A 19137-nucleotide genomic window follows, 5' to 3' on the forward strand; every position below is an offset into this window, starting at 1 on the left:
CATGCAGGTGCGCCTCCATCGATCGCTGCTGACCTATGCCGGGCTGACCGTTCATACCGCAAGCTCCGGCCCGGTCGAGGGTCTCGACACCCTCCTTCTCGAACTCGACGACGGGACGTATCGTGCGATCGGCGAGGTGCGCATCAACTGCGCCTATCTGAACGGCTACGAGCCGGACTACCTGCTTGCGGTAACGAAGAAGGCGATTGACGATCTCGACTGGGACCGCTCGCCCAGCGCGCTGCGTAGCATCATCGCCGAGGGCGACTGGCCGGCCCCGGTCCGCATGCTGCTCGACATCGCGCTCTGGGACCTGAGCGCAAAGCGTTGCGGCGCCCCGCTCGCCCATCTCCTCGGCACGCAGGCGCTGCCCATCGCGCATGCCACCAATCAGACCCTGTTCCTTTCCGACGATGCCGCTTTCGACGCCAAGGTCGCTCGTTATGTGGAGCGCGGCTTCCGCGAGCTGAAACTGCGCGTCGGCCAGGATATCGCTGCTGACTGTGCCCGCGCCGGGCGCATCCGCGCCGCCCATGGTTCTGACGTGACGCTCGCCGCGGATGCGAATGGCGCCTGGAGCGCAGACGAGGCCCCCGCGCGGCTTGCTGCGCTCGCGGCTTACAATCTCGCCTATGTCGAGCAGCCGATCGCGGCTGGTGATTTCGACGCGATGGCGACGCTCGCCGGCAATGCGCCGATGCCGCTGATGCTGGACGAGAGTCTCGCATCGCTCGACGACGTGGACGCACTCGCCACCCGCGGCCCTCAGTCCAACCTGCAAGGCCATCTGAAGCTCATCAAGCTCGGCGGCCTCACGCCGGCGCTGGCCGCCGCGGACAAGCTCGCCAAAGCCGGCATCCCCTTCATGATCGGCCAGATGAACGAGGGCACAGTCGCGACCGCGGCCGCCCTTCATCTCGCGGTCGCCACCCGTCCGCTACATGCCGAACTCTACGGTGCGGACGGGCTCGTCAACGATCCGGCCGAGGGCCTGACCTATGCCGACGGACAGGTGTCTGTGGCGGCCGGCCCTGGCCTTGGCCTCAATTTCAGGGCGCCTTCCGCGCCCCTTTCCCTGGGAGAATGAAATGGATACCGCAGGTGTCGTGCTGGGACAGGAATCGGCCTTCCCGAAAGAGGAATATGAAAAGCGCCAGGCTCTCGCCCGCGTCGGCCTCGCCCGCGCCGGTCTCGATGCGCTGGTCATCACTGGCCCGGAAAACATCTTCTATCTGACCGGCCAGCAGACGCCGGGTTACTACACGTTCCAGGCGCTCGTCTTGCCGGCAGAAAGTGATCCCGTCTTCGTGATCCGCCAGCTCGAATATTTCAACTTCACCGCCAATACCTTCATCTCGGACGCCGAGGTCTACCAGGACAGCGAAGACCCGATCAACTTCCTGATGAAGGTGATCGAGCGCAAGGGGCTCAAGGGCAAGCGCGTGGCGATCGACAAGCGCGGCTGGTTCTTGCCGATCGCCGTCTATGAGACGCTTCAGTCGGCGCTCGGCACCGTCCATGACGGGGCCGGCATCGTCGAAGCGCTTCGCGCCGTAAAGTCCCCGCTGGAAGTGGCGAAGCTCGAAAAGGCGGCCTCCTACGTGGATGCAGGCATGACAGCAGGCCTTGCCGCCGTCAAAGCGGGCGCGACCGACAACAACCTTGTCGCCGCCATGATGGAAGCCGCGATCCGCGCCGGCTCCGAATATATGGGCATGGAGCCGCTGGTCTCGACCGGCCGACGCACTGGCGTGCCGCACGGCACTTGGCGCCGCACGGCGCTGACGGCAAACGATCCCGCTTTCCTCGAAATGGCAGGCGTTCACGATCGCTATCACGCAGCCCTCATGCGCTCCGCCTGGGTAGGACCCGTGCCGCAGGAAGCGGAAGACATGATGAAGGTTTGCCAGGATGCGCTCTCGGCAGCGCTCGACGAAGTGAAGCCGGGCATTGCTTGCGAAGTGCCACACATCGCCTGCCAGAAAGTCATCGATGCAGCCGGCTATACGGACAATTTCAAGAAGCGCCTCGGTTACTCGGTCGGCATCTCGTTCGCGCCCGACTGGGGCGAGGGCGCGATCCTGTCGCTCAACACGGGCGTCAAAACGGAGCTTCAGCCCGGCATGACGTTCCACTTGCCTCCGGCGCTGCGCATCTACGGCCGCTTCACCGTCGGTGTGTCCGAAACCATCGTCGTCACCGAAACTGGTTGGCGCCAGCTTGGCACCGTGTCGCGCGACCTGACGCGCGTCGCCTAACAGATTTTGAGAGAAGGAGTTTTCCCATGAAGGATCGGGAAGAGGCGCGCGCGCGCCTGAAGGGTATCTTCAACATCACCATGACGCCGTTTTCCAAGGACGGCGCCATCGACAAGAAGGGGCTTGCCCGCAATGTCGAGCGTGTCGCGTCGCTTGGCTATGACGGCGTCCTCATCGGCGGAACCTATGGCGAATTCCCGACCATGACAGTCGCCGAACGCGCCGAGATCTTCCACGTCGTCATGGATGTCCTGGGCGACCGCATTCCTGCGATGCTCTGCTCGGCCGGCTCCGACCCGCGCGATGTCATCGAACTCACCAAGCTTGCCGGCGATCTCGGCGGCGTGCCGATGGTGACTGCGCCCTACGTCTCGGAAATCACCGACGACCAGATCGTCGAGTTCTTCCGCGACGTGGCGCCGCTCTCCAAGACCGGCATCCTCATCTACAATGCGCCCGGCATCGGCATCACGCTCTCGCCCGCGCTCATCAACAGGCTCGCCGATCTCGACGGCATGGTCGGCCTCAAGCAGGGCGATCTCAACCCGACCGCGATCGACAAGATTGCTAACGACATGCGCGGCCGCGTCGCGACCTTCTGCGCCTCCGACCTCGCCTTCCTCGGCCCAATCATGGCCGGCTTCGACGGGTTCTCGACGACGAACAGCGGTGCATTGCCGGAACTCATCCTCGCGACCTACCGCGCCGTCGAGGCGGGCGATGCGAAGACCGCGCGCGAGCTGCATGCGCTCTGGTACGACTACCGCGCGATTGCCCGTGCCTATGGACAGCCGCAGGTGGTGAAGGCCGCCATGAACATGCGCGGCTTCGACGGCGGCTCCGTGCGCCTGCCGCTTCGCGACGTTTCGGAAGTCGTGCTGCCGAAGCTGCGCGCCGTCATGGAAAAGCTCGCCTCGGACCAGCGCGCCGGCCTCAAGCTCGCCGCCTGATTGGCGGCCAAACGAAAACCCCCGCCGCGGATCCTGCGGCGGGGGTTTTTCTTTGCCGTGAAAAAGAGGCGAGGATGTCAGACGAGGCGGGCCAGCGCATCCGTGATGCGCGTAAGGGCCGTCGCCAGCCGCGCATCGTCAATGGCATAGGCGATGCGCAGATGACCCGGCATGCCGAAGGCGGTGCCGTGCACCATGCCGACATGGGAGGCCTCGAGGATATAGCTCGCGACGTCGAGATCCGTCTCGAGCACCTTTCCCTCCGGCGTATTCTTCCCGAAAAGACCGGTGCAATCCGCGAAGACGTAGAAGGCGCCGGGCGTTGCAAGTGCGGTCAGGCCGGGCGCCGCCTCGACGGCATCGATCACCTGCTGGCGGCGGGCAAGGAGCTTTTCCTTCCAGCCGTCGAGGAACGACATGTCGCCGTCGAGTGCAGCGATCGTTGCCGCCTGCGCAATGGTCGAGGGGTTCGACGTGCTCTGCGACTGCAGCACGTCCATCGCCCGGATCAGCCATTCCGGACCGCCCGCATAGCCGAGCCGCCAGCCGGTCATGGAATAGCCCTTGGAGACGCCGTTGATCGTCAGAACACGATCGAACAGCGTCGGCATGGCTGCAGCGGGGGCTGCGAAGCTGCCGTCGTGGACGATATGCTCGTAGATGTCGTCCGCCATGACGAGGGCGTCATGATGGGCGAGTTCGGCACCGAGGGCTGCGAGTTCGGCGCGGCTGTAGACGGCGCCGGTCGGGTTGTTAGGCGAGTTGAGGATCATCCAGCGGGTTTTCGGCGTCAGCGCCGCCCCGAGTGCGGGCGGCGTCAGCTTCCAGCCGTCCTCGGCCCGACAGGGAACGATTACCGGCGTGGCACCGGCAAGGCGGATCATGTCCGGATAGCTGACCCAGTAGGGGGCAGGCACGATGACCTCGTCACCCTTGTCGAGGGTCGCCAGAAAAGCGTTGAAGATGAGCTGCTTTGCGCCCGTGCCGGCAATGATTTCGGAGGGCTTGTAGGTGAGCCCGTTTTCGCGATCGAACTTCCGCGCAATTGCGGCCTTCAGCGCGGCCGTGCCGGAGACGGCGGTGTATTTCGTGTCGCCCGCGCGGATCGCCGCAATGCCGGCATCGCAGACATGGGCAGGCGTTGCGAAGTCGAGTTCGCCTTCACCGAGATTGATGACATCGGCTCCGCCGGCGGCAAGGGCCCGAAGCTTGTTCGAAATTTCCGCTGTCGGCGATGCCCCGACAGCGGACATCCGGGGCGATAGTCTCGCATTCATGATGGTCTCTCCAATGTGATGGCCTGCATTGTCTATAGTGGCGCAAAAAATACAATATATGACTTGCGATTTTTTGCCAAAAAGCGATATAATTGTTGGATTAAAGCCGCATACTGATTGTACAGTTTCTTATCAGTAATGCATCTATCCGCCGTTTTCCCTGCGAGAGTATCCATGGCCAACATCGTCGTCGTCCGCCATGAAATCGAGCATCCGGCGCTATTTGGCGCTGCTGCCGCGCTCATCGCCGCCGAGCGGGGGGCAGAAGTCTTCTCGCCGGCGGCAACCTTCAATCTCGATCGTTACCCGGACGCCGTCCAGCATGTGGCTGACGAAGGCGCGCTCATCCCGAGCGGCCTCATCTGGGTCGATCGCTTGACCGGCCGGCAGGCGCGCCAGCTTTCGGACTATGACGGCAGCGGCCCGGCCGTGGTGCCGTTCCATTCCGCCTTCCTCGCCGATCCGAACGCCATCGCAGCGCTGATCGCATCCGGCGCTGAAGAGATCGTCGTCACGTTGGCAAACGATCGGTTCGTCGACGGGACAGGTAGGGTGATCGGCTGGCGCGATCGTCATGGCCGCGTCCTCCCGAAAGCGCCGGACCCTGCATCTCCGTCCGGCCTCGTCTTCGCGATCGCCGGCCCCGAGCGCCAGTTTCTCGATACCTGCCCGGCACCGCTCGCAGCCCTCGTCGATGCGATCGAAGTTGCAGCGCCCGGCAGCGAAATCCGCTATCTCGACCCTCGCCATCTGCCAAAGGACCCACTCGAAGGCATCGACGGCGTACTTCTTCCCGGCGGCTCCGAAATGTCCGCCGTCGCAGGCCAGGTCGCCCTTGCGCAAGCCGCGCGTTTGGTTGGACGGCCGATCGTCGGGCTCTGCCTCGGCATGCAAAGCATGTCGACAGCGGCAGCTCGTGCGCTACCCGGCTGGACCGACACCGACATGGCAGAAGCCGCCCCGACCGCGGCCCGCCACAGTTTTGTGCGCATCGAAACCGGCGAACACCGTCTGGGCCTGAAGACGGCGACGACGGCGAAAGGCAGCCGCCTCGCCGGTCTGCTTGGCCCCGAAACCGACATTGCCTGCAACCATCGCTTCCGTCTCGCGCCCGCGCTGCACGAAGGGCTTGCGACCGTCGGCGTTCGCATCGTCGCCCTTGGCGGCCTGCCGGGGCAAGACATCGCCGATGCGATCGAGGCCGATGAGGGCTTCTACATGGGCATGCAGGGCCATCCAGAACTTGGCTCCCGCCAGGGCGCACCCCATCCCCTCATCAAGGCCTTCGTGGCCGCGACCATGAAAGACGCCCGCGCCAAGCGGGCCTGACAGGAGGCTGACATGAATCTTCAACTCGAAAACCGCACCGCGTTCGTGCTCGGTGCCACGGGCGGCCTCGGCCGCGCCATCGCCGAAAACCTCGCGACTGAAGGCGCGAATGTCATCCTCGGGGGGCGGTCGGCCGAAAAACTGGAGCCGGTGCGGTCGGCGATCGCCGCCTCAGCAAAAGGTCAGATCTCGACGCTCGTCGCCGATCTAGCCGACACCTCTGCCGTTGAGGGCCCGATCACCACACTCAAGGCGGGCGCGCCGCCGGACATTCTCATCCTCAACGGCGGCGGCCCGCCGCCTGGCGCCATGGCGACCGTTGATGCGGACACGCTTGCCCTGCAGTTTCGCGCCATGGTGGAAGCCCCGATCCGCATTGCGACGGCGCTCCTGCCGCATATGCGCGAGCAGAAATTCGGCCGCATCCTCGTCCTGCTGTCGTCCGGCGTCGTCCAGCCGATCCCCAATCTCGGCCTCTCAAACACGCTTCGCCTCTCTCTCGTTGGCTGGGCGAAGACGCTCGCCAGCGAAGTCGCCGCCGACGGCGTCACCGTGAACGGCCTCATCCCCGGCCGCATCCACACGGATCGTGTCGACCAGCTCGACGCCGCCGCGGCCAAGCGCACTGGCAAGACCTCGGACGAAGTGGCCGCCGCCTCGCGCGCAACAATCCCGGTCGGTCGGTACGGCACCCCGGAGGAATTCGCCGCCGCCGCGACCTTCCTGTGCTCGGGTCCTGCGAGCTACATAACCGGCACGAGCCTGCGCGTCGACGGCGGGATGCTCCGGAGCTTTTAACCGGCAATCGACAAAAAGAGCCGTTCGCGGCTTGCGAGCTCAAGCCGAGACTTGCGGGCTTGGTGATGCTATCCTCCCGACCGCATCTGCGCGAGCAGCTTCTGGCGAAAGACCTCGGCCGGCGTCTTGTGGCCGAGGCATTTGCGTGGCGTCGCGTTCCGCCGGTGGCAGATCTCCATCAGGGGTGATTTCAGGTTAACCGGCGATGAATTGTCGACTGGTAGTTGGCGGTCCTGAGCCGGGCCACTGTCAGTTCTAAGCGTCATCGTTTCCCACCCGCTGTGATCGCCCATGCGGTCTGGCTCTAGTTTCGATTTCAGCTGAGCCTGCGTCTGGTGGAAGAGATGCTGCTGGAGCGTGGCATCATCGTTTCCTATGAAACGATCCGCTGCTGGGCGGCTGGCCGCCACGTGTCATCCGCTTCGGCGCTGCCAGGACGTACCGCCTCCGGCGCCATGAAGTTGTCGGCCATCAGCTACAAGACGCACCGTTTTCCACTGCAGATCATTGCCCACGCCGTGTGGCTTTGTTTCCGGTTCCCATTGAGTTTGCGGCTGGTGGAGGAAATGTTGCTCGAGCGCGGCATCCCTTGCCACCCACATTCATCGCATCCGCGCAATCGGGCGCTCGTGCACGGGTCATTGAAGGGGCGAATTTCTGGCCACCGAATATCAGCCAACAGCTTCATCGCCGGTTAACCTGACATCACCCTCCACTACACCCCATGAAATCAAAATTTGCTTGCATTCTAAGGGGCAATCACAGATGCCCCAAGGGCACAAACCCAGTCAAATGGATACCCTTTATCCATGAGCGCTAGTACCAGCCCGGCTTGTAGCCAGTACCCAGCATCCGTTCGTAAACGTCTATCCGCCTGTCTCTGAGAACCTGGTTAAACTCGTTCCAGTTACGCTTACGGCGGGCGTCGGCGAGGTTTACCTCGGCGACGAGAACTTCTTCTGTGTCATAGCTCGCGGGGCCAGCAGCCGGCCAGCCCGTATGGCTGACGATCAAGCTCTGGCCGATAAAGGACTGGTCTCGCTCGACGCCGACACGGTCGGCAGCGACGATGAAGAGCGAATTGCTGTGTGCGGCGGCCATGACGAGGATGTTGGCCATCGCCTCGCGTTTGGGATCCTGACCGGGGATCGGCACCCAGTTGGTCGGCACGCACATCAACTCGGCGCCTTGCAGTGCCGCCAGGCGGAAGCTTTCCGGGAACCAGCAGTCGTAGCAGATCTGACGGCCAATCTTTCCCACCGGTGTATCGAAGACAAGGAAGCCCAGATCGCCGGGCGTGAAATAAAGAGCTTCCTCGCCCCAGAGATGAACCTTGCGGTAGCACCCGACATAGCCCGACGGGCCGACGATGACGGCCGAGTTGTAGAAGACCTCGCCGTCGCGCTCGGTTATGCCGGCGACGATATGCATGTCGAGGCGGCGTGCCGCCTCGATCCATGCCACTGTGGACGGACCTACCGGTATCTCCTCGGCGAGCGCACGCAGTTCCTCGCGGCTTTCGAAGACATAACCGGTGTTGCAGAGTTCCGGCAGGACCGCGAGCTTCGCTCCCTTCCCAGCCGCCTCCTCGAGAAGTGCGACGGATCGGGCGACGTTTTCGGCCGTCTTTCCGAAGACCGGTTCCATCTGGATGCTGGCCACCTTGAGAGCGGCTTCCTTCACGCGTTTGGTCACGAAGCACCTGCCGGTTGGAGTGAGGGTTAGTCGCGGCCGATCGCCCAGAGGACCTGCTGCTCGAAGAGCCTCTTGTAGCCGTTCCAGGCGATGAATTCCGGGGGTAGCCAGTGCGGCCCGACATCCGATGTCCAGACGACCGTACGGCCCTTGCCGTAAGTGCCTGATACGAGCAGCGGCAGCGAGCCGTAGTCGGTGGAAACGGTGGCAAGCACATCCGCACCGTCCTTGAGCACGACCTCGTTGAAGCCGAGCAGCATCGGCCATTCCTTGCCGAGACCGGCAAGGATCGGATGGTCGGACGGTCCCGCAACGACTGGGAGGAAGCTTTCCGGCACCTCGACGCGGTCATCTACCGGCAGGCACGAAACCGGCAGCACGTCTTCGATCGGTGTCTTGTGGTAGCGCGCGCCACCGTTGATGCCCTGGAAGCTGTAGTAGCCGCCATACATGAGCAGTGCCCCGCCTTCGCGCACATAGTCGCGCAGCAGGCGGAGACGGTTCGGCGTCGGCTTCGACTTGATCCAGGTGTCGGGATGGAGAAGCAGCGTGTTGGCACCGATATCGGACAAGACGATGGCGTCGTATTCCTGCATCGCCTCGAGCGACTGCGGGAACGCCGCCTGCGCCTCGTGCGAAGGCATGAAGCGCACGTCGAGCGGACCGCCCTTCAGCGCAGTGAGCAGCTCGTCAGCACCGATTTGGCATAGACAGCTCTTCGCGAAGCAAGAAGAGCAAAGCCACCGCTAAGCTCGAAGAAATCGGCCCGCCCGTCAAGGGCCTTCAAATTGGTGGCTCGATACAGGCGAGCGAGAGACGCTACGGAGGGTAGTGTCGGGTGGCAATGACCGAAATCTCGCCCACTCGCTATAAACGCCACCGCTTTCCCGCCGAGATCATCGCCCATGCGGTGTGGCTTTGTTACCGGTTTCCGCCCAACTTTTGCGATGTTGAAGACCTGCTTGCCGAACGCGGCATCGACGTTTCGATCCAGACCGTCTCTGAATGGTCGGCGAAGTTCGGTCTCAAATTCGCTGACCAGCTTCGGCGACGTTCACGCGGTCACTTCACTGACAAGTGGCAGCTTGATGAGATGGTGGTGACGATCAAAGGAAACAAATACTGGTTGCGGCACGCCGCCGATGTCCACGGCGACGTCTTCGATGCCGTACGGCAAAGTCGGAGAAACAAGCGTGCAGCCCTGCGGCCGATGCGCAAGCTGCTCAAGGGTCAGGGTACCACCCCCATGGGTGATGGTCACCGACAAGCTGCGGTCTTACTCTTCCGCGAAGGCCGAATTGATGCCGGGTGTCGAGCATCGTTCGCACAAAGGCATCAACAACCGAGCCGAGAATTCGCCCCTTCCGTAAGACGACGGGAACGGCATATGATGCGCTTCAAGTCAGAAAGGCAATGCCAGCGTTTCGTCTCGACCCATGGCCAGATCGTCCATCTCTTCCTTCTTCACCGCAAACATCTCACCGCCGCAGATCATCGAAAGCTTCGCTCCCACGCCATCAAAACATGGCGGCAGATCACGATGTTAATCAACGCGTGAAGGCTGGCTCGATGCAAGAGCGTGCCCTCTCCCAGCTTAAGGCGACGCTACCGTCACCATTGCTTGAGTGATATATTATTATGTATATGCAAAGTAAGCGATACAGGTTTGTATATCAATGTTGCGCTGACATAACAAATTAGCTATATATTATCCTGCATATATCCTTTTATGCGATATAGGATTATGATCGTGGCATATAAAACAGAGCATATAACACAGCAGTTACGCGCTGCCCGGGAAGGACAGAAAATAAGCCAGCGTGAGCTAAGCGCTCGTTCAGGACTGACGCAGAGCCATATTTCCCAGATCGAGCGGGGTACAATGGAGCCTGGGCTCGGCAGTCTGGTGGATGTGGCGCGGGCGCTCGACCTCGAGATCATCCTTGCGCCGAAAAAGCTGATGCCGGCGATCCGAAACATCCTCGATAGTAGCTCGGTGTCGAATGACGTCCTTACATCTGACCAACGCAAACTGGTCAGGCGTCTCGAGCGATGGTCAGCGCAGTACGGGTATGGGGTCGGGACGAGTGCCGACGCGAACGCGTTCAAGGATAGCCTGGGTCTCCTACGCCATCTGCCACTGACCCCCGACGAGCTGGACATCCTCAGGCGGGCAGCCAACCACCTTGAAAATTCTCAGACCGACAAGATGTCACGTCAGGAAATGGGTGCGATCGCTCGCGAGATAAGACAACTGCGCAACGCCGCGGTCCATCGCGACCGTGATAACGCAATCCCGCGCTCGGCTTACGCGCTGGATGAGGAGGACGATGATGCCTAAGGTCACGGTGCTCGATGTCAGGCTAAACGGAGAACAGGTCGCGACTCTGACGAACCTGCAGGACGGGCGAAGCATCTTCGCATTCAACGAGGACTATATCGAAAACGAAAAGCGGCCGACACTCAGCTTGTCCTTCAAGGACCCGTTTGGCGCCCTGATTACGAAGTTTCGGCCATATAATATAGTGGTCCCACCCTTCTTCTCGAACCTGTTGCCGGAGGGGCCGCTGCGAAAATACCTCGCTGAGCGTGCTGGCGTAAAACAGACGCGGGAATTCTTCCTGCTCTGGATGCTCGGTCGCGATCTGCCCGGTGCAGTGACGGTCCATCCCACCGAGGGTGATGACCTGCCGCCCCATGACGAGCAGGCTTCTGTCGCAGCGCGACCGAATGCATTGCGCTTTTCGTTGGCGGGTGTGCAGCTGAAATTCTCGGCCTTCAAGAACACCACGAAGGGAGGCGGCCTGACTATTCCGGCCGAGGGTACAGGTGGATCATGGATTGTGAAGCTGCCCTCCCAGCAGTACAGCGGCGTGCCGGAGAACGAATTTTCCATGATGACCATCGCCGGTATGATGGGCATGGACGTACCGGAGATCCAGCTGGTCGAGGTGAATGCGGTGAGCGGCCTGCCACAGGGGTTGGGCGAACTGCACGGGCAGGCTCTCGCCATTAGGCGTTTCGACCGTACGCCGGAGGGTCTGTTGCATATCGAGGATTTTGCGCAGGTGTTCGGTGTGAAGCCGGATGACAAGTACAGCAAGGGCAATTACCGGATGATCGCCCGCGTCCTCGGCATCGAGACGAGCACGGCCGACGTGGCGGAATTCGTCCGCCGCTTGGTCTTCAGCACACTGATCGGCAATGGCGACATGCATCTGAAGAACTGGTCGCTGATCTACCCCGATCGCCGTACTCCTGCGCTCTCGCCGGCTTACGATCTGCTATCGACCATCCCCTATATCGAGGGAGAGGATACGGCCGCGCTTAACTTTTCACGCACGAAAAGAATGGCGGAGCTATCGAAGGACGAGCTTGCACATTTGGCCGCCAAGTCGGCGCTGTCTGAAAAGCTGGTCCTCGACACAGCACGCGAGACGGTCGGACAGTTTATGGATGTGTGGAAAAACGAGAAAAACAACCTGCCAATGGCCGCGAAGGTGCGCGAGACGATCGATGCACATCTGCCCACAATCGAGCTTTATCGGGAATTCACTGAAGCTACCTAGAAAAAGGTCATCATCGGAAGAAGATGCCCCACCGCCAAGGATGAATCTATATAGGGTGCATTTTCCGGGGTTTTTCGCTACTGGATCAATGTGAATTTTGGAACCACTTCCCCATCGGCAAGGTCATGGACCACCGCTACCGGCGTTGTCACGTTGCCGGTCGCTTAGTGGTTGACGACTAACCGGACGCAGATGAGTTCGTCGACGATCAGCTACAAGCACCGCCGTTTTTCACTACAGATCATTGCCCATGCGGTGTGGCTGTGTTTCCGATTCCCGCTGAGCCTTCGTCTGGTGGAGGAAATGCTACTGGAGCGCAGCATTGTCGTATCTTACGAAACCATCCGCCGATGGGGTTGCAAATTCGGTGCGGCATAAGGCGCCGCCAGCCTGCATGATCACGTCGAAATTGTGGCGATAGAGCTGCCAGGCGATGGTGGGGCCGGCGATGCCGGCTCCCTTGACGAGGGTGCGCATTGTCATTCTCCCGCCGGTGTATCTGCGAGCGGCATGTAGAGGTCGCCGCCTTCGCGGTATTTTGCTGCCATGGCTTCCAATCCCTCCTTCTGCGCCTCGGCTCGGATATCGTGCGAGATCCGCATGGAACAGAATTTCGGCCCGCACATGGAGCAGAAATGCGCGACCTTGTGCGCCTCCTTCGGCAGCGTCTCGTCGTGGAAGGAACGGGCGGTCTCCGGATCGAGCGAGAGATTGAACTGGTCTTCCCAGCGGAATTCGAAGCGCGCGCGCGAGAGCGCGTCGTCGCGGATCTTCGCTGCCGGGTGGCCCTTGGCAAGGTCGGCGGCGTGCGCCGCGATCTTGTAGGTAATGACGCCCACCTTCACGTCGTTGCGGTCCGGCAGGCCGAGATGTTCCTTCGGCGTGACGTAACAGAGCATGGCCGTGCCAAACCAGCCGATCATGGCCGCGCCGATGCCCGACGTGATGTGGTCGTAGCCTGGGGCGATGTCCGTCGTCAGCGGGCCTAGCGTGTAGAACGGGGCCTCGCCGCAAGTCGCAAGCTGCTTGTCCATGTTCTCTTTGATCTTGTGCATCGGCACATGGCCGGGGCCCTCGATCATCACCTGGCAGTCCTTCGCCCAGGCGATCTGCGTCAACTCGCCGAGCGTTTCCAGTTCGGCGAACTGCGCGGCGTCGTTGGCATCGGCGATCGAGCCCGGGCGCAGACCGTCGCCGAGCGAGAAGGAGACGTCATAGGCGCGGCAAATGTCGCAGATCTCCTCGAAATGCTCGTAGAGGAAGCTTTCGCGGTGGTGGTGCAAGCACCACTTGGCCATGATCGAACCGCCGCGCGAGACGATGCCGGTGACGCGGTTGACGGTGAGAGGGATATAGTGGAGCCGCACGCCGGCATGGATGGTGAAATAGTCGACACCCTGCTCCGCCTGCTCGATCAGCGTGTCGCGATAGACTTCCCAGGTCAGGTCTTCGGCGATGCCATTCACCTTCTCCAGCGCCTGGTAGAGTGGCACGGTGCCGATCGGAACAGGCGAATTGCGGATGATCCATTCACGGATATTGTGGATGTTGCGGCCGGTCGACAAATCCATGACGGTGTCCGCACCCCAGCGGATCGCCCAGACCATCTTTTCCACCTCCTCGGCCATGGAGGAGGTGACGGCGGAGTTGCCGATGTTGGCGTTGATCTTTACGAGGAAATTCCGGCCGATGATCATCGGCTCGGCTTCCGGATGGTTCATGTTCGCAGGGATAACGGCACGACCGCTCGCGACCTCACCGCGCACGAACTCCGGCGTCACGAAATTGGGGATGTGCGCGCCAAAGCTTTCGCCGTCACCGGCAAGCGTCTCTTTGGCGGCCTTGCGACCGAGATTTTCCCGAACAGCGATGAATTCCATTTCCGGGGTGACGATGCCGGCGCGGGCATAGGCGAGCTGCGTCACGGCCTTACCATCCTTCGCGCGACGCGGCTGGTTGCGCACCGGAAATTCCGGCGTCAGCCGTTCTCCGTTGGCGAAGTCGTTATCCTCCGGGCGGATGTGGCGGCCCTCATAGACTTCGGTGTCATGGCGGGCGATAATCCAGCTTTCGCGCAGCCGCGGCAGCCCAGTATCGATGGCGACCACGTAGTTAGGGTCCGTATATGGGCCCGAGGCGTCGTAGACAATGACGGGCGGTTCACCCGACGTCGGGTGCAGGGAAATCTCGCGCATCGGTACGCGAATGTCGGGATACTGGTTACCGGCAATGTGGATCTTGAGCGAGGCGGGCAGGGCGCCCGTCGTGACGATTGGGGTGAGTTTCTGGGTGGCAATATTCATCGTGAGGCTCCAAGTTCAGTTTGGAGACCCAGTCCCAGAGCCGGAATGATGGAAAGACACCAGACGCGGAATCCGGGCTTACGGATTCCTGTCACAGCGCTTGCACCGTCCCTACGCCAGTATGAACTGGATCAGGTTCAACGGGTCACTGCGCTGCGAGAGCCAGCAGTATCTCAGCCCCTTGTCGGGACCCCCCTGGTCAATGGCGAAAAGCTATGCCAAGCGCATCGGTTGGTCAACCTTGCCGACAAATTGCGTCTGACTAATATTGACCACACCAAGCACTAATCAGATTGGGAGTTCCGCAAAGACAGTTTAGGGATGCGCGGGAGGAGCAATGCAGCATTGACGAAACGACAGAGGGTGTCGCCTTCCAGCGAAAAGTACAGCTCCATGGAATCGGCGGTGGCCTATCGTCAGTTCTCGTTTCACTTCGGTGCGACGGGCATTTCGGTCGAGAGCGGCAGGATCGCCTATCCGCAGCTCGGCGTCTGTGCCGCCAGCGAGGAGCCGACGACACAAGCCCGGCATGTGGGCGGCGACTATCTGGGGCTGTGGCAAACGACGCATACCGAACTCTTGTTGGCCAACGATAGCGAGCGGTAGTTCAGCGAATGCTGAGCTGCCACCGCTTCCTCAGCGCCCCCGCTGCTCGCATTGTAGGTGATAGCGACAGTCGCGCCCTCCGCCGCGAAACGCTCCGCGATTACCCGGCCGATGCCGCGTCGTTGGCTAGTCCTCCCCCTTTCCCACATGGTCTGCAACATACGCTCCCCTAGCACCGAGCGGCCGGGGTTTTCCGGTCGTCGAATCGCAGATGGTCTGATGCTCGAGTTCTGCGTTCAATTCCGCGCCGACGAGGACGATAGCGACAGAAAGCCACGTCCAAATCAGGAAGCCGATGAGCCCGCCAAGCGCACCGTAGGTGGCATTGTAGTCTGCGACGTTGTTAAGGTACCAGGAGAATCCCAGCGTCATCAGCATCCAAGCGCACGTGGACCCAGCCGCGCCCCAGGTGAGCCACCGTAGTTTGGCTGGCTCCCGGCTGGGGCCGAATCGATAGATTGCTGTCAGTGCCATGAAAACCAGCAATAAGAGCAACGGCCATCGCGCCAGAAGCGCGAGGTCTTCCTTCAGGGGATCAAGCCAGATGTGCGCCATCACGACTGGCATAACGGCAACTGCTCCTATGACGGCAACCGCGGCCAACAGAGCGCCAAGTGTGAACGACAGTGCAATGAGGTTAAGCCAGAGCAGGCTGCGCTTCTCGACTTCGCCGTAAGCGACATTCATCGCATCGAACATGGCCAGGGTGCCATTGTGCGCGCTCCACAACGCAACAAGCAGTCCGATGATGAATGCTGCGCCCAACGCACTCTCGCGGCTTTCAACGAGCGACCGCAGCTGATCGGAGAAGACCGCGAATGCATCCGCGGGCAAGACGCTGGCCATATCTCGGACATGTCCGGTCATCTCTGTCGGATCTGCCAGCAATCCATAAAGCGAAACGATTGCCGTGAGCGCAGGAAAGAGTGCGAGCAGGAGGTAGAAGGTCACGCCCGCTGCCACCATTGTAACCCGGTCATTCGACACCGATTCAACCACTCTCCAGAAGACGTCGCGTAGGCCTCGAGGGGGAATATCTGTAGGGGTCTGCGCCAGCCGGCCGCGACCGTCTGCCACCTGAGCATGCTCCTCCTCCCTGTCAATGGTGGACAGCTGCTCCCTTTCCTGTCGGCTCAATACGACTGCGCCAGCCAGAAAGACCAAGCCGAACAATGTGAAAATTGCTTTGCTGCTCGGACCACCATGTCTTCGTGCCATTCTTGCCTCCGTTGACCACTGAGAGCTCAACGCATGGGGACAAGAATCGATGCAATGTCGTGGATGGATGAGGGCCAGGCGGCATATCTCCCTGCCGCCAGCGAGGGGAGTGCGAGGGGATCATACCGTGTCGGCGTTTCAGTGGCTTGCCGTCAACGAAGGGTCCCAATGACATCAGCCATCAGCAGGGATTTCGCGGAAGCGGATCTTCGCCTCCCGACAAGCCGCAATAAATTTGTAACGGGCACTCTCAGAGCTTCCAGTTCCGCACATTGCGGCAATGCAAGCGCGCTTGGCCGAGAAGTATTTCTCTCCTCGGGCCTCAGGCATCCACGTATGTGTCATAATCCTTAGGGCATCCTTTGGCGACTTTACGACTGTGAGCAGACGGGCCGGGGTGTCTATACAGACAGGCACGGACCACTGCGTCCCGAGGTCGACGGATAGTATCTCTCCCATAGCATCCTCCTTGCTTGGGCGGGAAGGCCAACGCGGTTTCTGTGATTTAGTTCCTCAAGTGGTCGTTGCTATAGTGGTTGTCCGTCCGGGGCTTGGATGGGAGGTTGTTGTTGCGACACGACACCTCTTTCTCCAGGAGGCCCGGATGGACTTGCATGAGAATGCCGAAACCACCCATCACAGTCGAATGCTGATGATCGAACGTCTTCGGGCCGGCTGAAGGCTCTCGACCCGGTTGCGCCGGTCATCCGCTACGAGCGGGAAAACCACATCGACAGCAAGAAGCTCGATAGGCTGGACGGCGTCGGCCATCGCATCATCGGCGACCGGCGCGACCAGAGCAATCGCAGGGCCTGCGGCAGGGGCCTCGGCTGGGAAGCGGCTCGCCTATGCCGAAATCCTGCCCGACGAGAAGAAGGCAGGCGCGATTGCCGTCCTCGAACGCGCAGTGGTCTTCGTCGAGCGACACGGCGTCGTCAGCGCCTTCTGCCTGAAAGACGCGATTGCAATGCTCCTCTGTTCGCTCCATTTTGCACACCGATACAGAATGGGCAGAGGCGTCATGGCCAGTAAAAAATTGCTTGCGAGGAAGGCATCGGACAACCAGGTCGATATGGCCGATACCCCTTCTCCTATGCCGTTGCGGTTTGGCGACGACCCCTATGTCTGGGCGTGCTGGCTCTACTATGAAGACGGCCGCACGCAGGGCGAGGTCGCCGATATCATGGGAATCTCGCGCGCGACGGTGAACACCTATCTGGCCGACGCACGCAGCCGTGGCATCGTCAATATATCGCTGGAGCCAGCGCGGCTGAGTTCGCTGCATCTGGCGCAGGAATTGAAGCGGCATTTCGGTCTTGGCGACTGCCTCGTGGTTCCGAGCGACGATGGTGCCCGCTCGCTGATCGACCGGCTCGGCGCTGCAGGCGGACAGGCGCTTTCCAGGATTGTGAAGTCCGGCGACACGATTGCCGTTGCATGGGGACGCACCGTACTGGCGATCGCGGAACAGACGGTTTCCAATGTGCAGGATGTAACCGTTGTTCAGGCGACGGGCGGGACGAGGGCGAACTTTGCATATACGCCGGAGCTTTGCGCAGCAGCGATGGCGACCGCGATCAACGGACGTCTCGTCAACATCACCGCGCCGGCTCTGGTCAAGAGCCGGGAAACCTACAGCATTATAATGCAGGAGCCGCTGATCGCGGATCAGTTTCAGGTTCTGCAGGCGGCGAACAAAATCATCTTTGGCATTTCCTCGCTGCGGCCGAACTCCACGATCCATACAAGTGGATTCTTCGAATCGGTTTCGATCCAGGAATACCTCTCCAAGAGCGCGGTCGGTGTTGTGGCGGGACGCTTTCTCGACGGCCAGGGTATGCCAGTCAACGGGCCGCTCGATGAGCGGACGATCGGGATCGATCTCGATACACTCAAGGCCATCGATGTTCGCATTGCCGTGGCGGGCGGATATGACAAGGTCCCTGCAATACTGGCCGCGTTGCGGGGCGGCTACGTCACCGTATTGATCACCGACGCAGCGACGGGAGCGGCAATCCTGAGTGCAGAAGGTGTGCGACCGGTCACCGCGAGGCAAGTGCGGACGCGGTCGCAGGATGACACCTCGCAAGCAATGGGAATGCGAAGCCATGTCAAGAAATTCCTTAACGATGCGGACGAGGTTGTCGAGGAAATGCTCGAGGGTCTCGTCGCGGCGCACGCCTCTCACGTCATGCCGATCGGTGGTTCCCAGCGCTCTCTGATCGCCAGAAACGGCCCGCGTCGCGGGAAGGTCGGACTGGTGATCGGCGGCGGCTGCGGTCACGAGCCCTGCTTTTTCGGCTATGTCGGCCAGGGACTCGCCGACGCCGTCGCCATAGGCAACGTTTTCTCGTCTCCTCCGCCTGGACCTATCCTCGACTGCGCACGCGCCGCCGATGGCGGTGAAGGCGTACTGTTCGTCTACGGCAACTATGCCGGTGACGTGATGAACTTCGAGATGGCTGCCGAGATGGCGCAAGGCGAAGGCATCGAGGTGCGAACGGTTCTGACGACCGACGATATTGCATCGTCCTCGATCGAGGATCGTGAAGGCAGGCGCGGCGTTGCGGGAAACTTTTTCATCTTCAAGGTCGCCGGTGCTGCCTGCGAACGCGGTCTCAGTCTCTCCGAATGCGAGATGGTCACGCGCCACGCTAATGCCCGAACGTTTACGATGGGTGTGGCGCTCGAGCCGTGTTCCATGCCGCAGACGCACCGTCACAATTTCGAGATCGGTCCTGACGACATGGAAATCGGCATGGGGATACACGGGGAGCGCGGTGTGACCCGGCAAAGTATGGCGCCAGCGGATGCGATTGTCGACGGGATCATGGATCAGATATTCGCGGAAATGAATCCTGCAAGGGGCGACAGTGTGGCAGTGCTCGTCAATTCCTTTGGCGGCACGCCCCTTATGGAACTTTACATCCTGTTTCGCCGTGTCAGGCAGCGCCTGTCCGCGCGCGGGGTCAGGATAGAGGCGAACTGGATCGGACACTATTGCACTTCGCTCGATATGGTTGGCGCCTCGATCTCGGTCATGCATCTGGATGGCCAACTCACCGAACTTCTTCGTCATCCTTGCGACACTGCAGCGTTAAGAATTGTGTAGCTGCGTCTGCGAGGATGGAGAG

General features: G+C 61.3%; 16 protein-coding genes, 5 pseudogenes and 1 riboswitch. Of the genes and pseudogenes, 13 read left to right on the forward strand and 8 right to left on the reverse strand.

Going from position 1 to position 19137, the window contains the following annotated elements; all coding sequences use genetic code 11:
* The first annotated feature begins 1 nt into the window (after window position 1).
* The 3 genes from OCK02_RS20875 to OCK02_RS20885 are packed head-to-tail and all read left to right on the forward strand — an operon-like array spanning window position 2 to window position 3208.
* Entirely contained in the window at window positions 2-1087 is a 1086-nt protein-coding gene (locus OCK02_RS20875) for a mandelate racemase/muconate lactonizing enzyme family protein (RefSeq protein WP_263814690.1), read from the forward strand.
* A gap of 1 nt (window position 1088) precedes the next feature.
* A complete protein-coding gene (locus OCK02_RS20880; protein ID WP_263814691.1) occupies window positions 1089-2258 on the forward strand; it encodes a M24 family metallopeptidase in 1170 nt (389 codons plus the stop codon).
* A gap of 26 nt (window positions 2259-2284) precedes the next feature.
* Window positions 2285-3208: a dihydrodipicolinate synthase family protein gene (locus tag OCK02_RS20885; protein WP_263814692.1), complete on the forward strand. Its 924-nt coding sequence runs from the start codon at window positions 2285-2287 to the stop codon at window positions 3206-3208.
* 77 nt (window positions 3209-3285) lie between these two features.
* On the opposite strand, the gene OCK02_RS20890 is transcribed toward OCK02_RS20885, so the two are convergent.
* Window positions 3286-4485 carry a pyridoxal phosphate-dependent aminotransferase gene (locus tag OCK02_RS20890; RefSeq protein WP_263814693.1) on the reverse strand — a complete coding sequence of 400 codons (1200 nt, stop codon included), beginning with the start codon at window positions 4483-4485 and terminating at the stop codon, window positions 3286-3288.
* Window positions 4486-4659: 174 nt separating this feature from the next.
* Here OCK02_RS20890 and OCK02_RS20895 point away from each other — a divergent pair, with 174 nt between their 5' ends.
* Complete coding sequence (locus OCK02_RS20895; RefSeq protein ID WP_263814694.1) at window positions 4660-5814, forward strand: glutamine amidotransferase-related protein; 1155 nt, start codon at window positions 4660-4662, stop codon at window positions 5812-5814.
* Between the two features lie 12 nt (window positions 5815-5826).
* A complete protein-coding gene (locus tag OCK02_RS20900; RefSeq protein WP_263814695.1) occupies window positions 5827-6612 on the forward strand; it encodes an SDR family oxidoreductase in 786 nt (261 codons plus the stop codon).
* Window positions 6613-6680: 68 nt separating this feature from the next.
* Here OCK02_RS20900 and OCK02_RS20905 read toward each other — a convergent pair.
* Window positions 6681-6794 (reverse strand): annotated as a pseudogene (locus OCK02_RS20905) (IS30 family transposase); the annotation flags it as partial.
* A gap of 51 nt (window positions 6795-6845) precedes the next feature.
* On the opposite strand from OCK02_RS20905, the pseudogene OCK02_RS20910 reads away from it, so the two are divergent.
* A pseudogene (locus OCK02_RS20910) lies at window positions 6846-7007 on the forward strand (IS6 family transposase); the annotation flags it as partial.
* A gap of 60 nt (window positions 7008-7067) precedes the next feature.
* Window positions 7068-7199, forward strand: a pseudogene (locus OCK02_RS20915) (IS6 family transposase); the annotation flags it as partial.
* A gap of 229 nt (window positions 7200-7428) precedes the next feature.
* Here the strand turns inward: OCK02_RS20915 and OCK02_RS20920 are convergent.
* Window positions 7429-8307 (reverse strand): nitrilase family protein, encoded by an 879-nt coding sequence (locus OCK02_RS20920; RefSeq protein WP_263814696.1) that lies wholly within the window; start codon window positions 8305-8307, stop codon window positions 7429-7431.
* A 26-nt stretch (window positions 8308-8333) separates the two neighbouring features.
* A pseudogene (locus OCK02_RS20925) lies at window positions 8334-9005 on the reverse strand (glutamine amidotransferase); the annotation flags it as partial.
* Between the two features lie 146 nt (window positions 9006-9151).
* Between OCK02_RS20925 and OCK02_RS20930 the strand changes: the two are divergent.
* From OCK02_RS20930 to OCK02_RS20945, 4 genes and pseudogenes are all read left to right on the forward strand, one after another.
* The gene (locus tag OCK02_RS20930) at window positions 9152-9865 is read left to right on the forward strand and encodes an IS6 family transposase (RefSeq protein WP_263814772.1); all 714 of its coding nucleotides are present in this window, start codon (window positions 9152-9154) and stop codon (window positions 9863-9865) included.
* Between the two features lie 192 nt (window positions 9866-10057).
* Entirely contained in the window at window positions 10058-10648 is a 591-nt protein-coding gene (locus OCK02_RS20935) for a helix-turn-helix domain-containing protein (RefSeq protein ID WP_412178877.1), read from the forward strand.
* Window positions 10641-11876: a type II toxin-antitoxin system HipA family toxin gene (locus tag OCK02_RS20940; RefSeq protein ID WP_263814698.1), complete on the forward strand. Its 1236-nt coding sequence runs from the start codon at window positions 10641-10643 to the stop codon at window positions 11874-11876. The genes OCK02_RS20935 and OCK02_RS20940 overlap by 8 nt, the downstream gene beginning before the upstream one ends.
* Before the next feature lie 192 nt (window positions 11877-12068).
* Window positions 12069-12251, forward strand: a pseudogene (locus OCK02_RS20945) (IS6 family transposase); the annotation flags it as partial.
* On the opposite strand, the gene OCK02_RS20950 reads toward OCK02_RS20945, so the two are convergent.
* Window positions 12183-12353 (reverse strand): hypothetical protein, encoded by a 171-nt coding sequence (locus OCK02_RS20950; protein WP_263814784.1) that lies wholly within the window; start codon window positions 12351-12353, stop codon window positions 12183-12185. The pseudogene OCK02_RS20945 and the gene OCK02_RS20950 overlap by 69 nt on opposite strands.
* Window positions 12354-12355: 2 nt before the next feature.
* Entirely contained in the window at window positions 12356-14179 is a 1824-nt protein-coding gene (gene thiC, locus OCK02_RS20955; protein ID WP_263814699.1) for a phosphomethylpyrimidine synthase ThiC, read from the reverse strand.
* 90 nt (window positions 14180-14269) lie between these two features.
* A riboswitch (TPP riboswitch) is annotated at window positions 14270-14386 on the reverse strand.
* 138 nt (window positions 14387-14524) lie between these two features.
* Between thiC and OCK02_RS20960 the strand changes: the two genes are divergently transcribed.
* Entirely contained in the window at window positions 14525-14785 is a 261-nt protein-coding gene (locus OCK02_RS20960; protein WP_263814700.1) for a hypothetical protein, read from the forward strand.
* A 126-nt stretch (window positions 14786-14911) separates the two neighbouring features.
* Here the strand turns inward: OCK02_RS20960 and OCK02_RS20965 are convergent, their stop codons facing one another.
* Both OCK02_RS20965 and OCK02_RS26225 read right to left on the reverse strand, forming a co-directional pair.
* Entirely contained in the window at window positions 14912-16003 is a 1092-nt protein-coding gene (locus tag OCK02_RS20965) for a YihY/virulence factor BrkB family protein (RefSeq protein ID WP_263814701.1), read from the reverse strand.
* A 174-nt stretch (window positions 16004-16177) separates the two neighbouring features.
* Window positions 16178-16462: a DUF982 domain-containing protein gene (locus tag OCK02_RS26225; RefSeq protein WP_412178878.1), complete on the reverse strand. Its 285-nt coding sequence runs from the start codon at window positions 16460-16462 to the stop codon at window positions 16178-16180.
* 613 nt (window positions 16463-17075) lie between these two features.
* Here OCK02_RS26225 and OCK02_RS20975 point away from each other — a divergent pair.
* A complete protein-coding gene (locus OCK02_RS20975; RefSeq protein WP_263814773.1) occupies window positions 17076-19115 on the forward strand; it encodes a bifunctional sugar-binding transcriptional regulator/dihydroxyacetone kinase subunit DhaK in 2040 nt (679 codons plus the stop codon).
* Window positions 19116-19137: the final 22 nt, after the last annotated feature.

Source organism: Rhizobium sp. TRM96647 (genome assembly GCF_025780115.1).
Lineage (GTDB): Bacteria > Pseudomonadota > Alphaproteobacteria > Rhizobiales > Rhizobiaceae > Mycoplana.

Excerpts from the sequence above, each read along its gene's own strand:
- OCK02_RS20930 (WP_263814772.1), top strand. The coding sequence starts at position 9,152 with ATGACCGAAATCTCGCCCACTCGCTATAAACGCCACCGCTTTCCCGCC.
- OCK02_RS20875 (WP_263814690.1), top strand. The coding sequence starts at position 2 with ATGCAGGTGCGCCTCCATCGATCGCTGCTGACCTATGCCGGGCTGACC.
- OCK02_RS26225 (WP_412178878.1), bottom strand. The coding sequence starts at position 16,462 with ATGGGAGAGATACTATCCGTCGACCTCGGGACGCAGTGGTCCGTGCCT.
- OCK02_RS20940 (WP_263814698.1), top strand. The coding sequence starts at position 10,641 with ATGCCTAAGGTCACGGTGCTCGATGTCAGGCTAAACGGAGAACAGGTC.
- OCK02_RS20890 (WP_263814693.1), bottom strand. The coding sequence starts at position 4,485 with ATGAATGCGAGACTATCGCCCCGGATGTCCGCTGTCGGGGCATCGCCG.
- OCK02_RS20900 (WP_263814695.1), top strand. The coding sequence starts at position 5,827 with ATGAATCTTCAACTCGAAAACCGCACCGCGTTCGTGCTCGGTGCCACG.
- OCK02_RS20895 (WP_263814694.1), top strand. The coding sequence starts at position 4,660 with ATGGCCAACATCGTCGTCGTCCGCCATGAAATCGAGCATCCGGCGCTA.
- OCK02_RS20950 (WP_263814784.1), bottom strand. The coding sequence starts at position 12,353 with ATGCGCACCCTCGTCAAGGGAGCCGGCATCGCCGGCCCCACCATCGCC.
- OCK02_RS20880 (WP_263814691.1), top strand. The coding sequence starts at position 1,089 with ATGGATACCGCAGGTGTCGTGCTGGGACAGGAATCGGCCTTCCCGAAA.
- OCK02_RS20965 (WP_263814701.1), bottom strand. The coding sequence starts at position 16,003 with ATGGCACGAAGACATGGTGGTCCGAGCAGCAAAGCAATTTTCACATTG.
- OCK02_RS20885 (WP_263814692.1), top strand. The coding sequence starts at position 2,285 with ATGAAGGATCGGGAAGAGGCGCGCGCGCGCCTGAAGGGTATCTTCAAC.
- OCK02_RS20975 (WP_263814773.1), top strand. The coding sequence starts at position 17,076 with ATGGCCGATACCCCTTCTCCTATGCCGTTGCGGTTTGGCGACGACCCC.
- thiC (WP_263814699.1), bottom strand. The coding sequence starts at position 14,179 with ATGAATATTGCCACCCAGAAACTCACCCCAATCGTCACGACGGGCGCC.